The 19390-nt window shown below is 71.9% G+C and carries 19 protein-coding genes and 1 riboswitch; of the genes, 11 read left to right on the top strand and 8 right to left on the bottom strand.

The window, feature by feature from the left end; all coding sequences use genetic code 11:
• Positions 1-11: 11 nt before the first annotated feature.
• Entirely contained in the window at positions 12-1313 is a 1302-nt protein-coding gene (locus tag RBJ65_RS28990; protein WP_306317003.1) for a sugar ABC transporter substrate-binding protein, read from the bottom strand.
• A 162-nt stretch (positions 1314-1475) separates the two neighbouring features.
• Here RBJ65_RS28990 and RBJ65_RS28985 point away from each other — a divergent pair, with 162 nt between their 5' ends.
• Positions 1476-1826, top strand: coding sequence for a hypothetical protein (locus RBJ65_RS28985; protein WP_306317004.1), 351 nt, complete (start codon positions 1476-1478; stop codon positions 1824-1826).
• A 14-nt stretch (positions 1827-1840) separates the two neighbouring features.
• Here the strand turns inward: RBJ65_RS28985 and RBJ65_RS28980 are convergent, their stop codons facing one another.
• Together RBJ65_RS28980 and RBJ65_RS28975 are read right to left on the bottom strand one after the other, a co-directional pair.
• Positions 1841-2599, bottom strand: coding sequence for a DeoR/GlpR family DNA-binding transcription regulator (locus RBJ65_RS28980; protein ID WP_306332180.1), 759 nt, complete (start codon positions 2597-2599; stop codon positions 1841-1843).
• 175 nt (positions 2600-2774) lie between these two features.
• Positions 2775-3410 (bottom strand): hypothetical protein, encoded by a 636-nt coding sequence (locus RBJ65_RS28975; protein ID WP_306317006.1) that lies wholly within the window; start codon positions 3408-3410, stop codon positions 2775-2777.
• 137 nt (positions 3411-3547) lie between these two features.
• On the opposite strand from RBJ65_RS28975, the gene RBJ65_RS28970 reads away from it, so the two are divergent.
• The 7 genes from RBJ65_RS28970 (at position 3548) to RBJ65_RS28940 (ending at position 11635) form a co-directional block, all read left to right on the top strand.
• A complete protein-coding gene (locus RBJ65_RS28970; protein WP_306317007.1) occupies positions 3548-4555 on the top strand; it encodes a hypothetical protein in 1008 nt (335 codons plus the stop codon).
• Positions 4556-4585: 30 nt separating this feature from the next.
• Positions 4586-5767, top strand: a complete 1182-nt coding sequence (locus RBJ65_RS28965) for an SIS domain-containing protein (RefSeq protein ID WP_306317008.1) — start codon at positions 4586-4588, stop codon at positions 5765-5767.
• A gap of 22 nt (positions 5768-5789) precedes the next feature.
• Complete coding sequence (locus RBJ65_RS28960) at positions 5790-6725, top strand: N-acetylglucosamine kinase (protein WP_306317009.1); 936 nt, start codon at positions 5790-5792, stop codon at positions 6723-6725.
• Between the two features lie 152 nt (positions 6726-6877).
• Positions 6878-8269 carry a hypothetical protein gene (locus RBJ65_RS28955; protein WP_306317010.1) on the top strand — a complete coding sequence of 464 codons (1392 nt, stop codon included), beginning with the start codon at positions 6878-6880 and terminating at the stop codon, positions 8267-8269.
• A 43-nt stretch (positions 8270-8312) separates the two neighbouring features.
• Complete coding sequence (locus RBJ65_RS28950) at positions 8313-9200, top strand: fumarylacetoacetate hydrolase family protein (RefSeq protein ID WP_306317011.1); 888 nt, start codon at positions 8313-8315, stop codon at positions 9198-9200.
• A gap of 61 nt (positions 9201-9261) precedes the next feature.
• Positions 9262-10929, top strand: coding sequence for a dihydroxy-acid dehydratase (ilvD, locus tag RBJ65_RS28945; RefSeq protein ID WP_306317012.1), 1668 nt, complete (start codon positions 9262-9264; stop codon positions 10927-10929).
• A gap of 133 nt (positions 10930-11062) precedes the next feature.
• Positions 11063-11635 (top strand): hypothetical protein, encoded by a 573-nt coding sequence (locus tag RBJ65_RS28940; protein ID WP_306317013.1) that lies wholly within the window; start codon positions 11063-11065, stop codon positions 11633-11635.
• Between the two features lie 26 nt (positions 11636-11661).
• Here the strand turns inward: RBJ65_RS28940 and RBJ65_RS28935 are convergent, their stop codons facing one another.
• On the bottom strand, positions 11662-13248 hold the full coding sequence (locus RBJ65_RS28935) for an FAD-dependent oxidoreductase (protein ID WP_306317014.1): 1587 nt from the start codon (positions 13246-13248) through the stop codon (positions 11662-11664).
• Between the two features lie 72 nt (positions 13249-13320).
• On the opposite strand from RBJ65_RS28935, the gene RBJ65_RS28930 reads away from it, so the two are divergent.
• A complete protein-coding gene (locus RBJ65_RS28930; protein ID WP_306317015.1) occupies positions 13321-13761 on the top strand; it encodes a MarR family winged helix-turn-helix transcriptional regulator in 441 nt (146 codons plus the stop codon).
• A 60-nt stretch (positions 13762-13821) separates the two neighbouring features.
• Positions 13822-14697: a cyclase family protein gene (locus RBJ65_RS28925; protein WP_306317016.1), complete on the top strand. Its 876-nt coding sequence runs from the start codon at positions 13822-13824 to the stop codon at positions 14695-14697.
• Positions 14698-14784: 87 nt separating this feature from the next.
• Here RBJ65_RS28925 and gap read toward each other — a convergent pair whose 3' ends face one another.
• From gap to RBJ65_RS28910, 3 genes are all read right to left on the bottom strand, one after another.
• Entirely contained in the window at positions 14785-15789 is a 1005-nt protein-coding gene (gap, locus tag RBJ65_RS28920; protein ID WP_306317017.1) for a type I glyceraldehyde-3-phosphate dehydrogenase, read from the bottom strand.
• Positions 15790-15933: 144 nt separating this feature from the next.
• Positions 15934-16890, bottom strand: a complete 957-nt coding sequence (locus tag RBJ65_RS28915) for a GlxA family transcriptional regulator (RefSeq protein ID WP_306317018.1) — start codon at positions 16888-16890, stop codon at positions 15934-15936.
• 19 nt (positions 16891-16909) lie between these two features.
• The gene (locus RBJ65_RS28910) at positions 16910-17266 is read right to left on the bottom strand and encodes a helix-turn-helix domain-containing protein (RefSeq protein ID WP_306317019.1); all 357 of its coding nucleotides are present in this window, start codon (positions 17264-17266) and stop codon (positions 16910-16912) included.
• Positions 17267-17441: 175 nt separating this feature from the next.
• Between RBJ65_RS28910 and RBJ65_RS28905 the strand changes: the two genes are divergently transcribed.
• Positions 17442-18464, top strand: coding sequence for a serine/threonine-protein kinase (locus RBJ65_RS28905; protein WP_306317020.1), 1023 nt, complete (start codon positions 17442-17444; stop codon positions 18462-18464).
• Positions 18465-18547: 83 nt separating this feature from the next.
• On the opposite strand, the gene RBJ65_RS28900 is transcribed toward RBJ65_RS28905, so the two are convergent.
• Positions 18548-18946 (bottom strand): NUDIX domain-containing protein, encoded by a 399-nt coding sequence (locus RBJ65_RS28900; RefSeq protein WP_306317021.1) that lies wholly within the window; start codon positions 18944-18946, stop codon positions 18548-18550.
• A 70-nt stretch (positions 18947-19016) separates the two neighbouring features.
• A riboswitch (cobalamin riboswitch) is annotated at positions 19017-19254 on the top strand.
• The last annotated feature ends 136 nt before the right edge of the window (positions 19255-19390 follow it).

Raw genomic sequence — 19390 nt, 5'->3', positions numbered from 1 at the left:
TGGGGAGGGCCTTACACGGAGGCCAGCGCGGTCCGGGTGGACGCGGCGATGTTCCGGAGCGTGACCTCGGCGGGCTGTCGGTTGACGAAGGCGGCCTCGAGTTCGTCCTGCAGCGCCGAGTTGATGCGGCCGAAGCCGGGGATCGCGACCTGTTCCGTCATGGCCGGGGTGAGCGCCGTGGCCTGCTCCGCGTACACGGGCATGAGGTCGGGCCGTACCGCGTAGTCGAGGTGCCGGCCGAGCAGGGACCGGCGGGTGGGCAGGACGACGGTCTGCTCGCAGAAGCGGGCCATGTTCTCCTCGTTCGCGAGGAACTTGAGGAAGTCGGCGGCGAGTTCGGGGTTCTCTGTGGTGCGGGTGGCCACCACCGCGTTGCCGCCGAGGTCGGTGGCCGCGCGGCGTCCGCGCGGCTGGAAGGTGACTCCGTAGAGGTCCTTGTCGAGCGCCGGGTCGATGACGGGCAGCAGGAAGTCACCGGCGAAGCTCATGGCGACGGTGCCCGCGGTGAGCAGCGAGTCGGGGAACGCGGCGCTCTTCACCGAGGTGTTGGGCGGGACGAAGCCCTCCCGGAAGAAGCCCTGGGTGAAGCGCAGGGCGCGCAGTCCGGCGGCGGATTCGATGGCCGGCGCCGTGAGGCTGTCGTCGAGGAGCCGGCCCCCGGCCTCCCACAGCCACGTCAGCCAGCGGAAGGCGCCGGCCTGCTGCCAGCCGTAGACGAAGGGGTAGACGCCGTGCAGCTTCTTGCGCAGTCGTGCGCATATCTCGCTGAACTCGTCCCAGGTCCAGGCTTCTTCGAGCGAGGTGGGCACCGAGGTGATGCCCGCCTTGTGGAACATGTCCTTGCGGTACAGGACCGCCGTGGTGTCGGTGTGGTGCGGGACGGCGTACGGCTTGCCTTCGTGGCAGACCGCCTTCCACAGGGCGGGCAGGAACGCGTCACGTTCCTTGTCGCCGAAGTAGGGGCTGAGATCGAGGAGTTGGCCGCTGGCGCTGTACATCCCGAGGTTCGCGTAGTCGCAGCGGAACAGGTCGGGGGCGCGCCCTCCGGCGAGCAGCGCGTCCATGTTCGTGTACATCTGCTGGTACGACTCAAGCCTGATCTGCACACGGATCCCGTGGTGGCGGCGCTCGTAGGCACGGGCCAGGGCCTGGAAGGCCGCGATCTCGGTGTCGGCCCCCCACAGCGAGAAGGTGAGCGTGTCCGCTCCTGCCGAGCCCGTGCTGGAGGGCGAGAAACCGGATCGCCGGGTGAAGCCGACCGCACCGGCGCCCGCCACGGCGGCGCCAAGGACCGCTCGTCTGGCGACAGCCATCGTGCACAACCTCCGTCGTCAAGGGGGAGATTCGGCCTCGTGAGGCCTTGATGCCTGCTTTGTAGTCGCCGCCGCCAAGGTCGGTCAATAACAAGCACGTCTTGATTTTTATTGCTCATTTTTTCTTGACTGGCTCTGGGGACACGGGCTTAGCCTCGGCGCATGCCCGTGATCCAGGTGACCGCACCGAAGGCTTCCGACGACACCATCGGCGACACCACCGACGACAGCACCGACGCGGCACGACTGAAGCGCCTGTGCGGCGACGTCGCGGCGGCGCTCGGGCTGCCGCCCTCCGGGGTGGTGGCGGTTCTCTCCGCGGCGGCCGTGACCAGCACGGGCGACGGAATCGTGCCGGCGTGGCCGCTGGCTGTAGTTCACGGCTCCGACCGCGGACGGGACGCGACGCGACGGGCGTTGGACGCGGCAAGGGCGGCGTTGGCAGAGGGCTGGGGCGTCCCGCGCGAAGAGGTGTGGGTCGAGTGGGCCGGCTCCCGGGCGACGGGTGACTGACCGACCGGGTCTGCTCAGACCCGCACGGTGTCCACCCCGGCGGCGCGCAGCGCCCGCAGTTCGTCCTCGGGCGCCGACGCGTCGGTGATCACCCGGTACAGGCGGTCGGCCGGAGCGACCCGGACGGGGCCCGAGCGGCCGAACTTCGAGCCGTCGACCAGGGCCGTGATCCGCCGGACGCGCGAGAGCAGCCAGCGGTCGGTCTCCGCCTCGTCCACGTGCGCGCCGCTGATCCCGGCGTCCGTGATGCCGTACGCCCCCACGAACGCCTCGTCCACCTGCAGCTCCTCCAGCGCCTGCCGCGTCAGGTGGCCGAGCAGGGACATCTCGCGGTGGCGCAGGTAGCCGCCGAGGACGACGGTGCTGATGTCCTCGAACTGGGCGAGCTCGCCTGCCAGATGGAGCGAGTTCGTGACCACGGTCAGCCGCTCGATGCCGTCGAGCAGCGGCACCATCGCCGCCGTGGTGGTGCCGCCCGTGATGAGGATCGTGGCGCCGGGTGCGATGTGCTCCACGGCGGCGCTCGCGAGCTTGCTCTTCTCCCAGGAGGCGAAGCCGCTGCGCTGCGGCCGGTCCGGCTCGTCGGCCTGGACGGCCTCGGCCATCGCGCCGCCGTGGGTGCGGTTCAGCAGGCCCTGGGACTGCAGCGCGGACAGATCCCTGCGGATCGTCGACGGGCTGACGTCCAGGCGCTCGGCGAGCTTGCCCACATGGGCGACGCCTTCCGCGCGCACCACATGAAGCAGCCTCTTCCTTCGCTCGGCGCCCAGCATCGCCCGGTCCCACTTCCCTCGGCTTCGGTGCGTCGACCTGCTCGGTCTCGGCACTCGCGGATTCCTCGGCCGGCGGTGGCCCGGCGGCCGCACAGGAAGCTTACTGGCGTTGCTCATCCTTGCGAGAAGTTGACTCCGCCGGGTGCGGTGACCAGGCGACCACCCGACCGTTGGGTCACCTCGGGCGTGACGTCCACGGCCGGACGGCGCCCAGCGTCATGTCGCGGTCGGCCGGGGCGCCCAGCAGGTCGAGCGCGGCGGCGGAGATCTCGTGCGGCGTGTGCCACCGCGTCTGCCGGCGCGGCGCGGGCCCGCCCTCGTGCCAGCCGAGCACGAGAAGCCTGCTCACCGCTCCCGAACGGGCGCCCGCGGGAAGGTCGTTGGGCGTCCACACGTCGGTGTCCGCACCCGCACCCTCGTCCGCACCGGAGGGGGACGGCGCGGCCCACTCGCTCGTCGCGAGAACGACGACCGGGCCGACGACGACGGAGCCGACGAGTTCCGCCAGCGTTCCGGGCGGCAGGGCGGGGGCGTACACCACGGCCCCGGTCAGCGGCGCGCGCTCGGCCGTTCCGCGCAGCACCGAGCGGAAGTCGGGCGCCGTGACGTCCGCGGCGAGCGCGGAGACACGGCCCGGGTGCTCATCCGCGAGCTCGCGCAGGTCGGCCGTGGAACGGGCGACGGCCGTCACGGACACGGCTCTCCCGCTCAGCGCGGTGACGGCGGGGCGCAGGATGCGGGTCGCGCCAACGACCAGTACCTGCCCGCCTGTTCGCTGGGTGCGTTCGGCGCGTTCGGTGCGTTCTGACATCACCAGGGCCTTCCTGTCGAGTGGCTCACTGTCGAGTGGCTCATCGCGCATTGTTGCTCACTTCTGCTCATTGACGCTTGTTAATGGGTGTGAATAGGCTGCCGCTGTGGCGCTCCCGGCCGACGGAAAGGTGTCCCATGGCTGCTCCCCCTTCTCTCTCCCCCCGCGTCGCGTCACCCCCGGTGTCCCGGGGCGGAATCGGTCTCGCGCAGGGACGTTACGGTGTCCGCGGGAACCTGGAACTCGTCCTCTGCGACGAAGACGACGGACTGTGGGTGCTGTGGTTCAACAGTGACCCGCAGGACACCGCTCCCGCGCCCGGCGGCCCGCCGCCCGGTGAGTGGAGCGGCGCACTGCGCTTCGCGACGGGCCGTCGCTACGACGACGTCGGCGTCCTGCAGAGCAGGCACGGTCCGCACCACCTCGAACTCACCGCCCGCTGCGGCGACTCGTCCCACCGGCTGCGCTGGAGCCCCGAGGCCGCGTTCACCACGGAACCGCCCCCGCCCGGCGGCCCCGCTCGCGCGGTCACGGCGACGGAGACCGCCAACGGCACGCTGTGGACCGGCTTCCTGGGCACCGACGGCGAACCACGCCTGCTGCGCGCGGACACATCGGCCTATCCGCACCTCACATGGTCCGACGCCACACCGGCGCACCACCTCCTCACCGACTCCCGATGGACCGCGATGGCGCTGGTGGCACTCCGGGACGGGGCCGGGGCACGCCCCGGGGTCGTCCTGACCGGAGACCGCGAAGGCCGCTACCTCTCCCCCACCGGAGACACACACCCGGTTCCGGCGGGCACGGTCACCACCGCCGTCGCCCAAGACGACGGCGACGGCGACGGCGACGGCGCGCGGATCTACGTATGGTCCGAGGGCCCATGGCTCGACGTCCTCACGCCAGGACACCCCGGCCCGACACGCCGGCTGGCACTGCCCGGGTCCGGGGACGTCACCGCACTCGCGGCCACGCCGATCTCCTACGAGCCGGGCCGCACGGACCTCGTCGTACGCCGCGGCGGACAGCTCTGGCATCTGCGGGACACCGGCCCGGACGGCGCCACGCCCGCCGCGACCGCGCTCATGAGCAGACTGACGCCCGCTCCGGACGACGAGCCTCGCCCCGTCCACCGAGGCTGACCCCCGCCCTCCACGCACGAAGGAGTCCTTGTGAAGACCGCCGCCGCCGACCCCGCCGATCCCGACACCGCCGACCGCCCGACCGTCCCACCGGGCGCCGCCCACACGCATCGGGAGATACGCCAACAACCGCGCCTGTGGGCCGAGATGACGGCCCGCGTGGGCGAGGAGCGCGTCGCGCTCGACGCGTTCCTGGGGCCCCTGCTCGCCGAACCGCGGCTGCGGATCGTGCTCACGGGCGCGGGCACCTCCGCGTACGCCGGGGAGATCGCCCGCCCGGCGCTGGCGAGAGCGACGGGTCGTACGGTCGAGGCCGTCGCGACGACGGACATCACGGCCGACCCGACGGCGTGCTTCGAGGAGAGCGACAGACCGACACTGCTCGTCTCCTTCGCGCGTTCCGGCAACAGCCCCGAGAGCCTCGCCGCGACCGGGATCGCCGACCAACTGCTCGCCCACCGCGCCCACCTCGTCATCACCTGCAACGCGGAGGGCTCCCTCGCCGCCCTGCATCAGGGCCGCGCGGACTCCTACGTCCTGCTCACCCCGCCGGAGTCCGAGGACCAGGGCTTCGCCATGACGTCCAGCCTGACGTGCATGCTCCTCGCGGCGCTCCTGGCCGTCGGCGGTGACCGCGTCCGAGGGTTGGACGACTGCCAGGCCGCGGCCACGGCCCTGCTGTCCGGCGAAGTCGCCGACCGCACCGCCGAGTTGGTCGACCGGGGGCTCGACCGTTTCGTCTACGTCGGCAGCGGCGCGCTCCGGGCCCTGGCAGGCGAGTCCGCGCTCAAGCTCCTGGAGCTGACCGGCGGCGCGGTCACCGCTCTCGCCGACTCGTCCCTGGGCTTCCGGCACGGGCCCAAGGCGTTCCTGACCCGGCGTACGGCGGTCGTCGTCTACGTGTCGAACGACGCCTACACACGCCAGTACGACGTCGACATCTTCCGGGAGTTGAGCGCCGCGCTGCCCGCCGGACACGTGGTGGCGGTCGCCGCACGCGCCGACGGGCTCCCGGCCGACCGTACGTGGCTCGTGGAGGGCATGGCCGACGCCGACGACTCCGCCCTGGCGCTGCCCGCCGTGCTGTGCGCCCAACTCGTGGCGCTGAACGCCTCGTTGGCCCAGGGCGTGCGGCCCGACAACCCGTTCCCCGACGGCGAGGTCAACCGCGTCGTCCAGGGCGTCACGATCCACCCTCTGCCCACCTCCTGAACGGAAAGGGACGCGGCACACCATGTATCTCGGAGTCGACGGCGGCGGCACGAAGACCGCCTTCACGATCGTGGACGCCTCCGGCGCCGTGCTCGCCGAGGCCGAAGGACCGTCCACCTCGCCCGCGCCCGGGGAGCACGGCATGGACACCGCGCGGACCGTGCTGCGCGAAGGCATCACGGCCGTGTGCCGGCGGGCGGGCACCGATCCCACGCGGCTGAAGCACGCGTACTTCGGGCTGCCCGCACACGGTGAGTCGCCGCGTCTCACCGAGGCACTGGACGCGCTTCCCGCGCGGGTCCTCGGACACGACCGGTACGCCGTCGGCAACGACATGATGTGCGGCTGGGCCGGATCGCTCGGGCTCGCCGACGGCGTCAACGTCATCAGCGGCACGGGCTCGATGGCGTACGGCGTCCTGCGCGGCCGGGAGGCACGCACCGGCGGCTGGGGCGAGCTGTTCGGCGACGAGGGCTCCGGGTACTGGATCGCCGTCCAGGGCCTGAACCTGTTCTCGCGCATGAGCGACGGCCGCATGCCGCCCGGTCCGCTGCACGCCCTGCTGCGGAGCCGTCTCGCGCTCGACAGCGACCTGGAGCTCGTCGACGTCATGCTCCTGAGCCGCCCCGACCGCACGTCCGTCGCCGCGTTGAGCCGGTACGTGTCCGAGGCCGCGGCGGACGGCGACGCGCGGTGCGCGCGCATCCTCGCCCGGGCCGGCGAGGAGTTGGCCGCACTGGCCCGCGCCGCCCGGCACGCCGTGGCGGCAGCACCCGAAGAGACGGTCCCCGTGTCCTGGTCGGGTGGTGTGTTCACGGAGGACCGCGTACGCGAGGCGTTCACCGACGCCCTCGCCGCCTACCCGGAGCCGTACGACATCCGTCCGCCGCGCGACTCCCCCGCGGTCGGCGCGGCCCTGCTCGCCGCCCGGTTCGCTGGTGACCCAGTGACCCAGTGACTCGGTGACCCGGTGACCCGGCGAACTGCCGCCCCGCACCCACCACTTGACCCGGCCACGGCACTCCCACCGCACTCCCCACCGCAACCGCTCCGCCGCGCGCCCTCCTCCGGGACGGGCCTCCGGAAGAACGCCCCCGAAAGGACAAGCTCGTGTCAGCCAGCACCCCCGACTCAGCCAGCACCCCCGACCGACGCTCCCTCGTGCTCATCGGCGCCGGCAGCGCCGTCTTCACCCGCGGCCTGCTCGCCGATCTGATCGGCGCGGACGACCTCGGCTCCTGGGAGATCCGGCTCGTCGACGTCAACCCCGAGGCCCTCTCCGTCACCGCGCGCCTCGCCGAGCGCATGGTCGAGGCGCGCGGTGCCGAGAAGCGCATCACCGTACGGTCGTCCACCGACCGGCGCGGCGAACTGCCCGGCGCGGACTACGTCGTGACCTGTGTGGGCGTCGGCGGGCGGCCCGCGTGGCAGACGGACCACGAGATCTGCCAGCGGCACGGCGTCTTCCAGCCGGTCGGCGACTCCGTCCTGCCCGGCGGCATCTCCCGGCTGCTGCGCACCACGCCCGTCATGGTCGACATCGCGCGCGACATCGTCGAACTCGCCCCCGACGCCTACTTCTTCAACTACAGCAACCCGATGACCGCCAACGTCCAGGCGATCACCCGGTACGCGGGCGCCGAAGTCATCGGCCTGTGCCACGGCATGCACCACGTGCAGCGGGAACTCGCCGCGTTCGCCGGGCTGCCGTTCGAGGAGACGTCGACGCTGTACGCGGGGATCAACCACCTCACGTTCATCTACGACTTCCGCCACCGCGGCCAGGACGCCTGGCCCGTCGTGCGGGAGCGGATGGAGCGCGAACTCGCCGAGCCGCCGCACCCGGACGACATCGGCGCGATCTGGGAGAACGGCAAGGCGTGGCACAACCCGTTCTCCTGGGAGTTCTTCCGTACGTACGGCGCGTACCCGGCGGCCAATGACCGGCACGTCGTGGAGTTCTTCCCCGAACGTTGGGCGGGCGGCGACTACTACGGGAAGAAGCTGGGCGTCGACGCGTTCTCCGTGCCGGAGATCCTCGCGTGGGGCGAGGAGCGCTACCAGTCGATGCGCACTCAGGCCGAGGGGGACGCGCCGCTCGACGCGTCCGCGTTCGACCGGTCCACCGGGGAGCAGGAGCAACTCCTCGCGATCATCCGGTCGATCACGTTCGACCGGCGGGAGATGTTCTCGGTGAACGTGCCGAACCGGGGCAGTGTCCCTGGCCTGCCGGACGGGGCCGCGCTGGAGATCCCGGCCGTGGCCACGGCGCGGGGCCTGCGTCAGCTGCGGGTCCCCGACCTGTCGACGCCGCTGACCGCGATCCTCGCGCGGCGCCTGGCGCCCGTGGACCTCGCGGTCGAGGCCGCGATGACCGGCGACCGCGACATGGCGGTCGAGGCCGTCATCGCCGACGGCGCGGTCACCGACCGGGACGCGGCCGCCGCCCTGACGGACGAACTGCTGGGCGCCCAGGCCCAGTTCCTGCCCCGCTTCGCCTGACCCGCCCGCACACCAACCGACGACTCCAACCCCTGGAGAGACTGTGAAGATTGCCCGAGTGCGGTACGAGGGCCGGGTCATGGCGGCCCGCGTGGACGGTGACACCGTGTTCCCCGTCGTGGTGGAGGAACAGCGACACATGTCCGACGCCGTGCGCGACCTCATCGCGGACGGAACGGCCGAGGAGACACTGAACGGCGCCGACGTGACAGCCGGCATGACAGCTGGCGTGACAGGCAGCGTGACCGGGGTGCCGCTCGCCGACGTGGAACTGCTCAGCCCGCTCGCCGCCCCACAGAAGATCGTCTGCATCGGCCTCAACTACGCCGACCACATCCGCGAGACCGGCCTCCAAACCCCCGAGGTCCCACTCGCCTTCGTCAAGACCGCGCACTGCCTCACCGGCCCCACCGCCCCGGTCCGCGTCCCGCGCGGCGCCACCGAACAGCTCGACTGGGAGGCCGAACTCGCCGTCGTCATCGGCCGCACCGCGCGCGACGTGAGCGCCGAGGACGCGGCGTCGTACGTCTTCGGGTACACCGTCGCCAACGACGTGTCCGCCCGCGACGCCCAGTTCTCCGACGGGCAGTGGTTCCGCGGCAAGAACTTCGACGACTTCTGCCCGCTCGGCCCCTGGATCGTCACCGCGTCCGACGTGCCCGACCCGCAGGGCCTTGCCATCTCCGCCCGCGTCAACGGCCAGACGGTGCAGGACAGTTCGACCAAGGAGATGATCTTCGGCGTGTCCGAGACCATCGCCTACCTCTCCCGCTACATGACGCTCCACCCCGGCGACGTCATCGCCACCGGCACCCCGCACGGCGTCGGCATGGGCCGCGATCCGCAGCTGTGGCTGCGGGACGGTGACGTCGTCGAGGTCGAGGTCGAGGGCATCGGCCTGCTGCGCAACCCGATCCACGTCACCGACTGACACACACCTCCGACACCTCCGACACCTCCGACACCTCCGACTTCGCGACGAAGGAGTCACGATGAACGACGAAGGCGCCACGATGAACATCGCCGACGATCCCGACCGCGCACCGGCCCGCTCCCACCTGTACGCCATGGGCCTGACCGACGAGGAGATGCGACGCCCCACCGTCGGCATCGCCTCGACCTGGACCGGGACGATGCCCTGCAACCTGACACACCGTGACCTGGCGCGCCACGTCGCCACGGGAGTGCGCAGGGCGGGCGGTCAGCCCATGGAGTTCAACACCGTCGCCGTCTCCGACAACCTGACGATGGGCACGAGCGGCATGCGGGCCTCGCTCGTCAGCCGGGAGGTCATCGCCGACTCCATTGAACTCATGGACCGGGCCCACCAATTCGACGCCATGGTCTGCATCGTCGGCTGCGACAAGACGGTCCCCGCCGCCATGATGGCGATGGCCCGCCTCGACGTCCCGTCCGTGCTCCTCTACAGCGGCAGCATGATGCCCGGCAGGTGGCGCGGCCGCGACGTGACGATCCAGGACATGTGGGAGGCACTCGGCGAGCGGGCCGTCGGCCGGGTCGGCCAGGAGGACGTGGACGACCTCGCCCGGCACGCCTGCCCCGGCGCCGGAACGTGCGCGGCGCAGTACACGGCGAACACGATGGGCACCGTCGCGGACTTCCTCGGCCTCGCGCCCTTCGGCGTCGGGGACATCCCCGCCACGGCGCCGGAGAAGAAGGACGCGGCCGAACGCGTCGGCGAACTCGCCCTCGACGTGCTCTCCCGCGACCTGCGCCCGTCCGCGATCCTCACGGAGGACGCCTTCCACAACGCGATCGTCTCCGTGGCCGCCATGGGCGGCTCCACGAACGCCGTCCTGCACCTGCTCGCCATCGCCCGCGAGGCCGGGATCGACCTCCCCATCGACCGGATCGGCGAGGTGTGCCGCCAAGTACCGATCATCACCGCCCTGAAGCCCGCGGGCCCCTGCACGGCCGCGGACCTGTGGCGCGCCGGCGGCACCTCGCTGGTCGCGGCGCGTCTGCTGGAGGCGGGCGTGCTGCGCGACTCGGTGACGCTGGTCGACGGCCGCTCACCGGCGGACGTGGCGTCGCAGGCCACCGAGGCGGAAGGGCAGGAGGTCGTCACCTCGGTGAAGTCCCCGGTGAAGCCGCCGGGGGCGCTGGCCATCCTGCGTGGCTCGCTCGCTCCTGACGGGTGCGTGCTGAAGCTGGGCGGGCGGCCCGACTTCGTACGCCGGGGGCCCGCGCGGGTCTTCGACTCCGAGGAGGAGTGCTTCGAGGCCATCCAGGGCGGCCGGATCGCCGAGGGCGACGTAGTGATCGTCCGCTACGAGGGCCCGGCGGGCGGCCCCGGCATGCGGGAGATGCTGTCGATCACCGGCGCCCTGGTCGGGCAGGGGCTCGGCGACTCCGTCACCCTGGTCACCGACGGACGGTTCAGCGGCGTCTCCCGCGGCCTGGTCATCGGCCATGTCGCCCCCGAGGCATGGGCGGGCGGCCCCATCGCGCTCGTACGGGACGGCGACACCGTCGTCGTCGACTCGGCCCGCAACACCCTCGATCTCGACGTCCCCGCCGAGGAGTTGTCCGCACGCGAGGCCCACTGGACGCGCCCCGCACGCCCTCTGGAGCGCGGCGTCCTCACCAAGTACGCGGCGACCGTGGGGTCGGCCTCGGACGGGGCGGTGACATCGTGACTCCCGGGTGACGGGGCGTCGTACGGATCGTGGGGAAGCCGGCCCACGGCGGCATCGGGCCGCTCGTTCAGCTTGTTCGTCCGCGTGTGGCGGAGTCCGAAGGGGCCGGTCCCGTCGACTCCCGCACCACGAGGTGCGGGGCCGGGACTTCGAGGCTCTCGGGGGGCGCGGCGCCCAGCACGGCCAGCAGCCTCAGGCCGAGGGCGGCGACATCGAGAACATCCTGTTCAGCGACATCACCGTGGAGACCCGCTTCTTCCACGAGGGCTGGTGGGGCCGCGGCGAACCGATCGCCGTCATGGCGGTGCCGTGGACGGAGAACTGCGGCACCATCCGCAACGTCCGCTTCCGCAACATCCTGTGCCGCTCCGAGAACGGCGCCCTGGTCATCGCCCAGGACCCCGGCCGCATCGAGGGCCTCACCTTCGACGACGTACGCGTCGAGATCGACCGGTGGAGTAGCTGGCCCGGCGGCCACGCCGACCTGCGACCCCGCCGCGGCGAAGACTTCCCCGAACTGCCCACCGACGGCTTCCACTTGGAGAACGCCCACGACGTACGGCTGCGCGACTGCGAGGTCGTCCGGACGGCACACCCCGACGACGCCCGGCACGCCCTGTACGCCGAGCGCTGCACCGGCCTGACCAACCGCGACTTCCGCGGCACGGCCGCGCACCCGGACGAAGAGGCGGTGGTGCTGCGATGACGGGGCCCGCCCCCACCGGGCACTGATCAGGCCCCTGCGTACCGCCGCATGCCCAGGTCGCCCAACCGGTCCAGGGCATCGCGCAGGCCGACGTCCCCGGTGCCGCGAGCGCTGAGGTGGCCGTCGGGACGTACGAGGAGCCAGTCCCCGTCACCGGCGGCCAGCGTGTCCCGGACCCGGCCGTCGGGATCCCACACACCGTGGTCCTCGTCGTCCTGCCGGTGCCGACGGATCGTCACCTTGTCCAGCCAGGCCGGAAGTGGCCCGGTCTCCGCGCCGGCGTGCGTGGTCCCGGCGAATACGAGCAGGTGCCAGGCCGGGTTCCTGAGCAGCGCGCGCAGCGCCGTCCAGCCGGGTGACTGGGCGTCGGCGGCGGAGATCTGAGTGAGCCGCCGCCCGGGTCGTGGGCCCTCGCCGGGCTCGGCGTCGGGCACGGTCAGGGGGCTGTCGGGGTAGGCGATGTTCAGGCCCGACATGCTGCGGATGAGCTGGCGCATGAAGCCACGGTCGGTGTCCTGGGCCTCCTTGGTGTCGCCGGTGTCGACCATGGCGTTGTTCATGACCTCCCCGGTGGAGGCGAGCAGGGCCTGGCCGATGGGGACGCGTTCGGCGTCGTAGGTGTCGAGCAGCGTGGCGTCGGCGTGGCCGTGTACGACCATGGCCAGCTTCCACGCCAGGTTGTACGCGTCCTGGATGCCGGTGTTGAGGCCCTGTCCGGACGCCGGGGAGTGGACGTGGGCGGCGTCGCCGGAGACGAAGCACCGCCCGACGTGCATGGCGGGCACCGCGCGCTGCTGGACGGTGAACTTCGACACCCAGCTGGGGGTGTCCACGACGGTGTCTCGCCCCAGCGCCCGCGACAGCTTGGTGCCGAACTGCCGGGCGATCGCGTCGAGTTGTTCGGCATTTCCCTCGCCGGTGGTGTCCAGCAGCCGCCACTTGCCGGGGTCCGGGAACGGGAACATCATCAGCGCGCCGCCGGGCGGGAACAGCCAGTGCACTCCGTCCCGCTCCAGGTCGGTGCGGACGATCGCGTCGGCGATCAGCCAGGTGTGCGCGGCCTCGCCCGCCAGCGGGAGCTGGAGGGTCTTGCGCACGGTCGAGTGTCCGCCGTCGCAGCCCCAGAGGTACCGGGCCCGTACGGTCTCCCGCCCCGTGCCGGAGCCGTCACCGCCACCGCTCAACACCGCCGTGACGGACTCCTCGTCGTGCTCGAATGCCTCCAGCCCGGTGTTCCACTCCACGTCGACCCCGGCCGCGGCGAGATGTCCGCGCAGCACGCGCTCGGTGATGACCTGATCGATGTTGAACATGTACGGGAACCGGGTCGTCAGGTCGCCGTAGTCGAAGTCGAGCCGGTTCGCGCGGCCGCCCTGGTGGCGGATGAATCCGTTGATCCGCGTTCCGTGCGGAGCGATGTCGGCGAGGATCCCGAGCTGGTCGTAGATCTCCAGGCTGCGGGCGTGAGCACCCAGCGCACGGCTGGTCGTGGCCGGGCCGGACGCGGCGTCCACGACGCGAACGGAGACACCCCACCTGGCCAGTTGCAGCGCCGCCGTGAGTCCGACCGGGCCGGCCCCTGCGACGAGGACATCGACATCGTGATCTGTCATGGCAACCGCACTCCCTCTGTGTCAGCTATGCTGACGCAGGACCTTATCCCACGAGCGAGAGGACCGCGAGCCATGGACTCCGAGGACCGCCCGGGTGTGGATCCGCCCCTCATCACCCTCATGCAACGGGGTGTCAGGTGGTTCTCCGACGAGCTGATGGAGCGGCTGGACGCCGCGGGCGTGGCACCCATCACGCCGGCCCACGCGGCCGTGCTCGCACACCTGGGCCCCGGCACACCACTGAGCATCGCCGAACTCGCCCGCCGCGCCGGAGTCACCCGCCAGACGATGCACCGCGCCGTCACACAGCTCGTCGACGAGGGCCTGCTGACCAGCGCGCCCGGTCCGGGGTTCCCGCGCAGCACACTCATCGCGCTGACCGACGCGGGCCGTCGGCGTTGTGACGTCGCGTCAGGAATTCTTCAGGACCTGGAACAGGACCTGTGCGGTCGGCTGGGGCCCGCTGTGGTGGCGGAGTTGCGGAACACCCTGACCCGGGCCTGGCCGCGCTGAAGAACCGGCGGGCCGACGCTCGTTCGTGGCCCGTACGCACCGTGACTCAGAGGAGCAGCGATGACCGATAACGACCTGCCGAGCAACTGGGCGCGCTGGGGCCGCGACGACCGGTCGGGCACCCTGAACCTGATCGACGCGGCGGCCCGCGCCCGGGCCGCCGCCGAGGTGCGCGAGGCGCGCCACGTCAGCCTTGCCCGGCCCGTCGACCCGGTGCCGCTCACGACCGGGCTCGGGCCGGTCGGGAGCCCGGCGACGATGCCGGCCGGTGTCCTGCAGGTGGTGAACTTCAACGGGGCGAAGCCGCTCGCGCTCACCGATTCGCTCGTCATCAACACGCACAACGCCGGGTTGACCCACCTCGACGCCGTGTCCCACATGCCGGTCGACGAGCAGATATACCCGGGTGTGCCGGTGGCCGAGGCCGTCACACCGACCGGGGTCACGCACGGCTCCGCCGACCCCTTCACACCGGGGATCCTCACCCGCGGCGTACTCCTGGACCTGGCACCGGACGGCGGCAGCCTCCCCGCCTCCCAGTACGTCGGCGCCTCGGACCTCGACGCCGCGCTCGCCCGCACCGGCGTCACGTTCGAGCCCGGGGACGCGCTGGTGCTGCGCGCCGGGTGGGACGTCAACAAGCCGCTCGACCAGCCGGTCCCCGGGCTCGACCTGAGCGCGGTCACATGGCTGAACCGGCACGGAGCGAGTGTCTACGTCGGAGACATCAGCGACCGGCGGCCGGCCCAATTCCCCATGCCCGTGCACCAGGTCGCGCTCGCCCGCCTCGGACTGCCGTTGGTCGACGCCGCCTACCTCGACGACCTCGCCGACGTCTGCGCATCGCTCGACCGCTGGACCTTCATGCTCGTACTGGCACCACCGCGCATCACCGGCACCACCGGACTCGTCGTCAATCCGCTCGCCGTCTTCTGACCGACAGGAACGTCACGTCGGGGCCGACCACGGCCCCGACGACAACCCGCTGCCTTCCCGGTGTACTGGCCCCCCCGCCCCGGTCGCTCAGCGGGTGGCGAGCAGTTCCAGCGTGTCGATCACACGGTTCGAGAAGCCCCACTCGTTGTCGTACCAGGCGACCACCTTGATGTGCCGGCCGTCGACGCGGGTGAGGGCCGAGTCGAAGATCGACGAGGCGGGGTTGCCTGTGATGTCGGAGGACACGAGCGGGTCCTCCGAGTACTCCAGGACACCGGCGAGCGGGCCCTGCGCCGCGGCGCGGTACGCCGCCAGCACGTCGTCGCGCGTCACGTCGCGGGCGACGGTCGTGTTGAGTTCGACGATCGAGCCGACCGGTACGGGGACGCGGATCGAGTCGCCCGACAGCTTGCCGTCGAGGTTCGGCAGGACCAGGCCGATCGCCTTGGCGGCGCCGGTCGTGGTCGGCACGATGTTGATCCCGGCGGCGCGGGCCCTGCGGGCGTCGCGGTGCGGGCCGTCCTGAAGGTTCTGCTCCTGCGTGTAGGCGTGCACGGTCGTCATGAACCCGTGCTCGATACCGGCGAGTTCGTCGAGGACCGCGGCCAGCGGCGCGAGCGCGTTGGTGGTGCAGGAGGCGTTCGAGACGATGGTGTGCACGGCCGGGTCGTAGGCGTCGGTGTTGACCCCGTACGCGAGTGTGACGTCGGCGCCGTCCGACGGCGCGCTGACGAGTACCTTCTTCGCGCCCGCGTCGAGGTGGGCGCCGGCGGCCTTGGCGGAGGTGAACCGGCCGGTGGCCTCCAGGACGACGTCGACGCCGAGTTCGGCCCACGGCAGTCGCGCCGGATCGCGCTCGGCCAGCACCTTGATGCGGCGGCCGTCGACGACGAGTGTGTCGCCCTCGGCGGTCACCGGGCGGCCGAGGCGTCCTGCCGTGCTGTCGAAGGCGAGAAGCCGGGCGAGCGCGGCGGGCTCCGTCAGGTCGTTGACCGCGACGAGCTCCAGGTCGCTGTCGCGCTCCAGCAGGGCGCGCAGCACGTTGCGTCCGATGCGGCCGAATCCGTTGATGGCGATGCGAGTGCGTGTCATGTGTGGTGTCCCTTCCCTTCACCACCAGGCTCGCTCGCGGTCCGGGTCGCTGACAGTGGCGGGATCGCCAGGGTTCACAAGGATGTCGCCAGATGCCGGTTCACAAGGATGTCGCCAGATGTCGCCACGGGTGCGCCGCGCCGCTCACTCGCCCCGCGTGAAGGTGCGCCGGTATTCGCTCGGTGTGGTGCCGAGGATGCGCTGGAAGTGCAGGCGGAGGTTGGCGCCGGTGCCGAGGCCGACGTCGGCGGCGATCTGTTCGACGCCGCGCTGGGAGCGTTCGAGGAGTTCGCGGGCCAGGTCGATCCGCGCGCGCATCACCCACTGCATCGGCGTGTAGCCGGTCTCCTCGACGAAGCGCCGGGAGAAGGTGCGCGGCGAGACCTCCGCCTGCCGCGCCAGGATGTCGAGGGTGAGGGGTTCGCCGAGCCGGCGCAGTGCCCACTCGCGGGTGGCGCCGAAGCGCTCGCCGCGCGGCTCGGGAACGCTGTGCGGCACGTACTGGGCCTGGCCTCCGCTGCGGTAGGGCGCCGCGACCAGGCGGCGGGCCGCGTGGTTGGACGCGGCCACGCCGAGGTCGCCGCGCAGGATGTGCAGGCACAGGTCGATGCCGGAGGCGGCGCCGGCCGAGGTGAGCACGCTCCCCTCGTCGACGAACAGCACGTTCTCGTCGACCTGTACGAGCGGGTGCCGGGCCGCGAGGGACCGCGTGTAGTGCCAGTGCGTCGTGGCGCGCCTGCCGTCGAGCAGGCCCGTGGCGGCGAGCGCGAAGGCGCCCGTCGAGATCGCGGCCAGCCGGGCGCCCCGGGCGTGGGCGGCGACCAGCGCGTCGATGACGGCCCGCGGCGGGTCCTCGCGGTCCGGGAACCGGTAGCCGGGCACGAAGACGATGTCGGCCCACGTGAGCGCGTCGAGACCGTGGGCGACGGCGTACGACAGGCCGTCGCCACCGGTCACCGGCCCGGGCGCCGCCCCGCACACCCGCACCTCGTACGGCATGCTCGCGCGCGTCGTGAAGACCTGCGCGGGAATGCCGACGTCGAGCGGTTTCGCACCTTCGAGCACCAGGACGGCGACGCGGTGCAGGCGGGTGGCTGACATGGGCAAGAGGGTACGTCGATCAGGCCCGCGGCACGCCTGCGGTCAGCGCCGCGGTCGCCCGCCAGGAGCCGTTCCCGTCCTGTTCGGCGAGGCCGTGGTCGGCGAGCGTCTTCAGGTGCCTGGACACCGTGCGCGGCGTCCACCCAACGGCTTCGCACACCTCCTCAACCGTCAGTCGTCCGCCCGCTGCCGCTTCCAACACCCCCAGCGTCGCCCGCGTGTTCTTCGCCAGGTCCGGGCCACTCGCGGGGCGCGCTTCCGGCTCCGCGACAGTGGTAGTCGTGGTGGTAGTGGCAGTGGTACGTCGAGTCACCGGCCGCGGCGTGCGGTTGACCTTACGGTGTCGACGGCCCTTCCTCTTCGGCCTCGTACTCATCCGTCGCCTCCTCGAACACGTTGATCATGGTCATGTGTGTCAACGACGGACCGGCACCAAAGAAGCGCATCAGTACGCCGCACTCTCCACAACCCGCCCTCCAGGCACGACACTGGTACGGCGCCGCACGTTGCGGTATGCACGTGAACGGCACGTCGGACACGGGGAGTTGACCATGCCACAGGAGACGCGGGCCGGCCGCGTGGTCGGGGGACGCTACCGCCTCGACGAGTCACTGGCTCGCGGGGGATTCGGCGTGGTCTGGAGGGCCCGCGACCTGAACCTGCACGTCGACGTCGCCGTCAAAGAGGTCCATCTGCCGCCCGCGGCCACGGCCGACGAGCACGCCGAGCGCCTGCTACGGGCACGCCGCGAGGCCAGGAAGGCGGCCGCGCTGCGGGACCACCCGCACATCGTCACGGTCCACGACATGCTCGTCGACGACGACCGGCCGTGGCTGGTGATGCGGCTGGTGGACGGGCACTCCCTGGAGGACCGCCTCAGGGCGAACGGGCCGTTGTCCGAGGCGGAGACGGAGCATGTGGCGCGCTGTCTGCTGGACGCGCTCGGGGCCGCGCACGCCGCCGGGATCGTGCACCGTGACATCAAACCGGCCAACGTGATGCTCACCGCCTCCGGTGAGGTGCTGCTCACGGACTTCGGCATCGCCGTGCAGGACACGGACACCGCGCTCACGACGACGGGAGCGGTCGTCGGCTCGCTCGAGTACATGGCGCCCGAGCGCCTGGGCGGAGGATCGGACGGCCCCGCGGGGGACCTGTTCTCCCTCGGAGCGACGCTCTATCAGGCGGCGGAAGGCACCTCCCCGTTCCGCCGCGCGACCCCCACCGCGACGCTCACGGCGCTGCTCACGGAAGACCCTCCCCCGATGCGCCGCGCCGCACGTCTGCGGCCCCTGATCCACGCCCTCCTCGCCAAGAACGCCGAGCAGCGGCCGTCGGTCCCCGGCGCTCGGGGGCGGCTCGACAGGCCGTCGAGGCCCAGCACGGTTGCGACGCCCACCGTTCCGGAACCGGAGCACCGCGCGACCGACGGATGGCAGTGGTTGCGCACGGCCCTCTTCCACATGGGCTCGATCCAGGACAAGAACCGTGCGACGAAGGCGGAGGCGGTCATGATCACCTTCTCGGCGATCGTCCTGGCCATCCTCGTCATCGGCTGGCTCGCCACCCGCTGATCCGCTCGCCACCCGCTGATCCGCTCGCCCCTCATCAGCCGGTCCCCGAGGAACCGGTCTTCGCCCGTCCCGGCTCCGGCCGTCTAGAGCGCCCCCGCGCCGCGCAGCAGCGGCAGCAGGTGGTGCTCGACAGCCGGGGCGAGCCGCAGGTCCGGGTCGCGCCCGTCGGTCCACCGCAGGGCGGACAGCTCGGCCGCGGGCACCGGCTCCCCGATCAGCGTCGCGGAGAAGACGGTCAGGTGCATGGGGACCCGCTCCAGCGCCGCCGTCTCCTCCACCACAGCGAGGTGTTCGAGCGCGTCGGGTACGACACCCAACTCTTCCCGCAACTCCCGTTCCAGGGTCTCTTCGGGGCGCTCGCCGGGCTCGGGCTTGCCGCCCGGAAGGTAGAAGACGTCCGGTGCGGCCCGCTTGCTGACGACGAGCAGCTTGCCGTCCTCGACCACGGCCGCCGCGACGACCTTCATGACTGCGTGATCCATCCCTGCATTGTGCAGGCCCGCCCGCTGCCGTTCTCCCGCACCTCCCGGCGGGGCGCGGCCACGGCATCGTAGAGTGGGGGACGCAGCTGGTTCGCCCCGTCCGCCAGGCGGGATGCGTCGTAAGAGGGAACCCGGTGGGAATCCGGGACTGCCCCGCAGCGGTGAGCGGGAACGACCGCCGTCATACGCACTGGGCCCCGAGGAAACGGGACTTGGGAAGCGACGGCCAGTAGGTGTCCATCCGATACATCCGAGACGGGTGGACGTGCTCGCGAGTCCGAAGACCTGCCACTGCCCGTGCGCGCACCGCGCGTGCGGACGTTCCGGTGACCTCGTGGGCGGGTCGGCGTACATATCGGGCGGACGGCCGCGCAGCGCGCGCGAGTTCGGGCCGCCGGTTGTGTCACTCCTTCCGTGCGTACGGGTCCCCGGGATTCCAGGGAT

The organism is Streptomyces sp. KL109B, assembly GCF_030766935.1.
Taxonomy (GTDB): domain Bacteria; phylum Actinomycetota; class Actinomycetes; order Streptomycetales; family Streptomycetaceae; genus Streptomyces.
The sequence above is the reverse complement of the archived record's forward strand: the minus strand, read 5'-3'. Positions and strand labels throughout refer to the sequence as shown.

What these genes read in the sequence shown, in the direction of transcription:
- RBJ65_RS28970 (WP_306317007.1), top strand. Translation starts at nt 3,548, where the DNA reads ATGGCTGCTCCCCCTTCTCTCTCCCCCCGCGTCGCGTCACCCCCGGTG.
- RBJ65_RS28985 (WP_306317004.1), top strand. Translation starts at nt 1,476, where the DNA reads ATGCCCGTGATCCAGGTGACCGCACCGAAGGCTTCCGACGACACCATC.
- RBJ65_RS28935 (WP_306317014.1), bottom strand. Translation starts at nt 13,248, where the DNA reads ATGACAGATCACGATGTCGATGTCCTCGTCGCAGGGGCCGGCCCGGTC.
- RBJ65_RS28980 (WP_306332180.1), bottom strand. Translation starts at nt 2,599, where the DNA reads ATGCTGGGCGCCGAGCGAAGGAAGAGGCTGCTTCATGTGGTGCGCGCG.
- RBJ65_RS28915 (WP_306317018.1), bottom strand. Translation starts at nt 16,890, where the DNA reads ATGTCAGCCACCCGCCTGCACCGCGTCGCCGTCCTGGTGCTCGAAGGT.
- RBJ65_RS28960 (WP_306317009.1), top strand. Translation starts at nt 5,790, where the DNA reads ATGTATCTCGGAGTCGACGGCGGCGGCACGAAGACCGCCTTCACGATC.
- RBJ65_RS28930 (WP_306317015.1), top strand. Translation starts at nt 13,321, where the DNA reads ATGGACTCCGAGGACCGCCCGGGTGTGGATCCGCCCCTCATCACCCTC.
- RBJ65_RS28910 (WP_306317019.1), bottom strand. Translation starts at nt 17,266, where the DNA reads ATGAGTACGAGGCCGAAGAGGAAGGGCCGTCGACACCGTAAGGTCAAC.
- gap (WP_306317017.1), bottom strand. Translation starts at nt 15,789, where the DNA reads ATGACACGCACTCGCATCGCCATCAACGGATTCGGCCGCATCGGACGC.
- ilvD (WP_306317012.1), top strand. Translation starts at nt 9,262, where the DNA reads ATGAACGACGAAGGCGCCACGATGAACATCGCCGACGATCCCGACCGC.
- RBJ65_RS28905 (WP_306317020.1), top strand. Translation starts at nt 17,442, where the DNA reads ATGCCACAGGAGACGCGGGCCGGCCGCGTGGTCGGGGGACGCTACCGC.
- RBJ65_RS28990 (WP_306317003.1), bottom strand. Translation starts at nt 1,313, where the DNA reads ATGGCTGTCGCCAGACGAGCGGTCCTTGGCGCCGCCGTGGCGGGCGCC.
- RBJ65_RS28900 (WP_306317021.1), bottom strand. Translation starts at nt 18,946, where the DNA reads ATGGATCACGCAGTCATGAAGGTCGTCGCGGCGGCCGTGGTCGAGGAC.
- RBJ65_RS28925 (WP_306317016.1), top strand. Translation starts at nt 13,822, where the DNA reads ATGACCGATAACGACCTGCCGAGCAACTGGGCGCGCTGGGGCCGCGAC.
- RBJ65_RS28975 (WP_306317006.1), bottom strand. Translation starts at nt 3,410, where the DNA reads ATGTCAGAACGCACCGAACGCGCCGAACGCACCCAGCGAACAGGCGGG.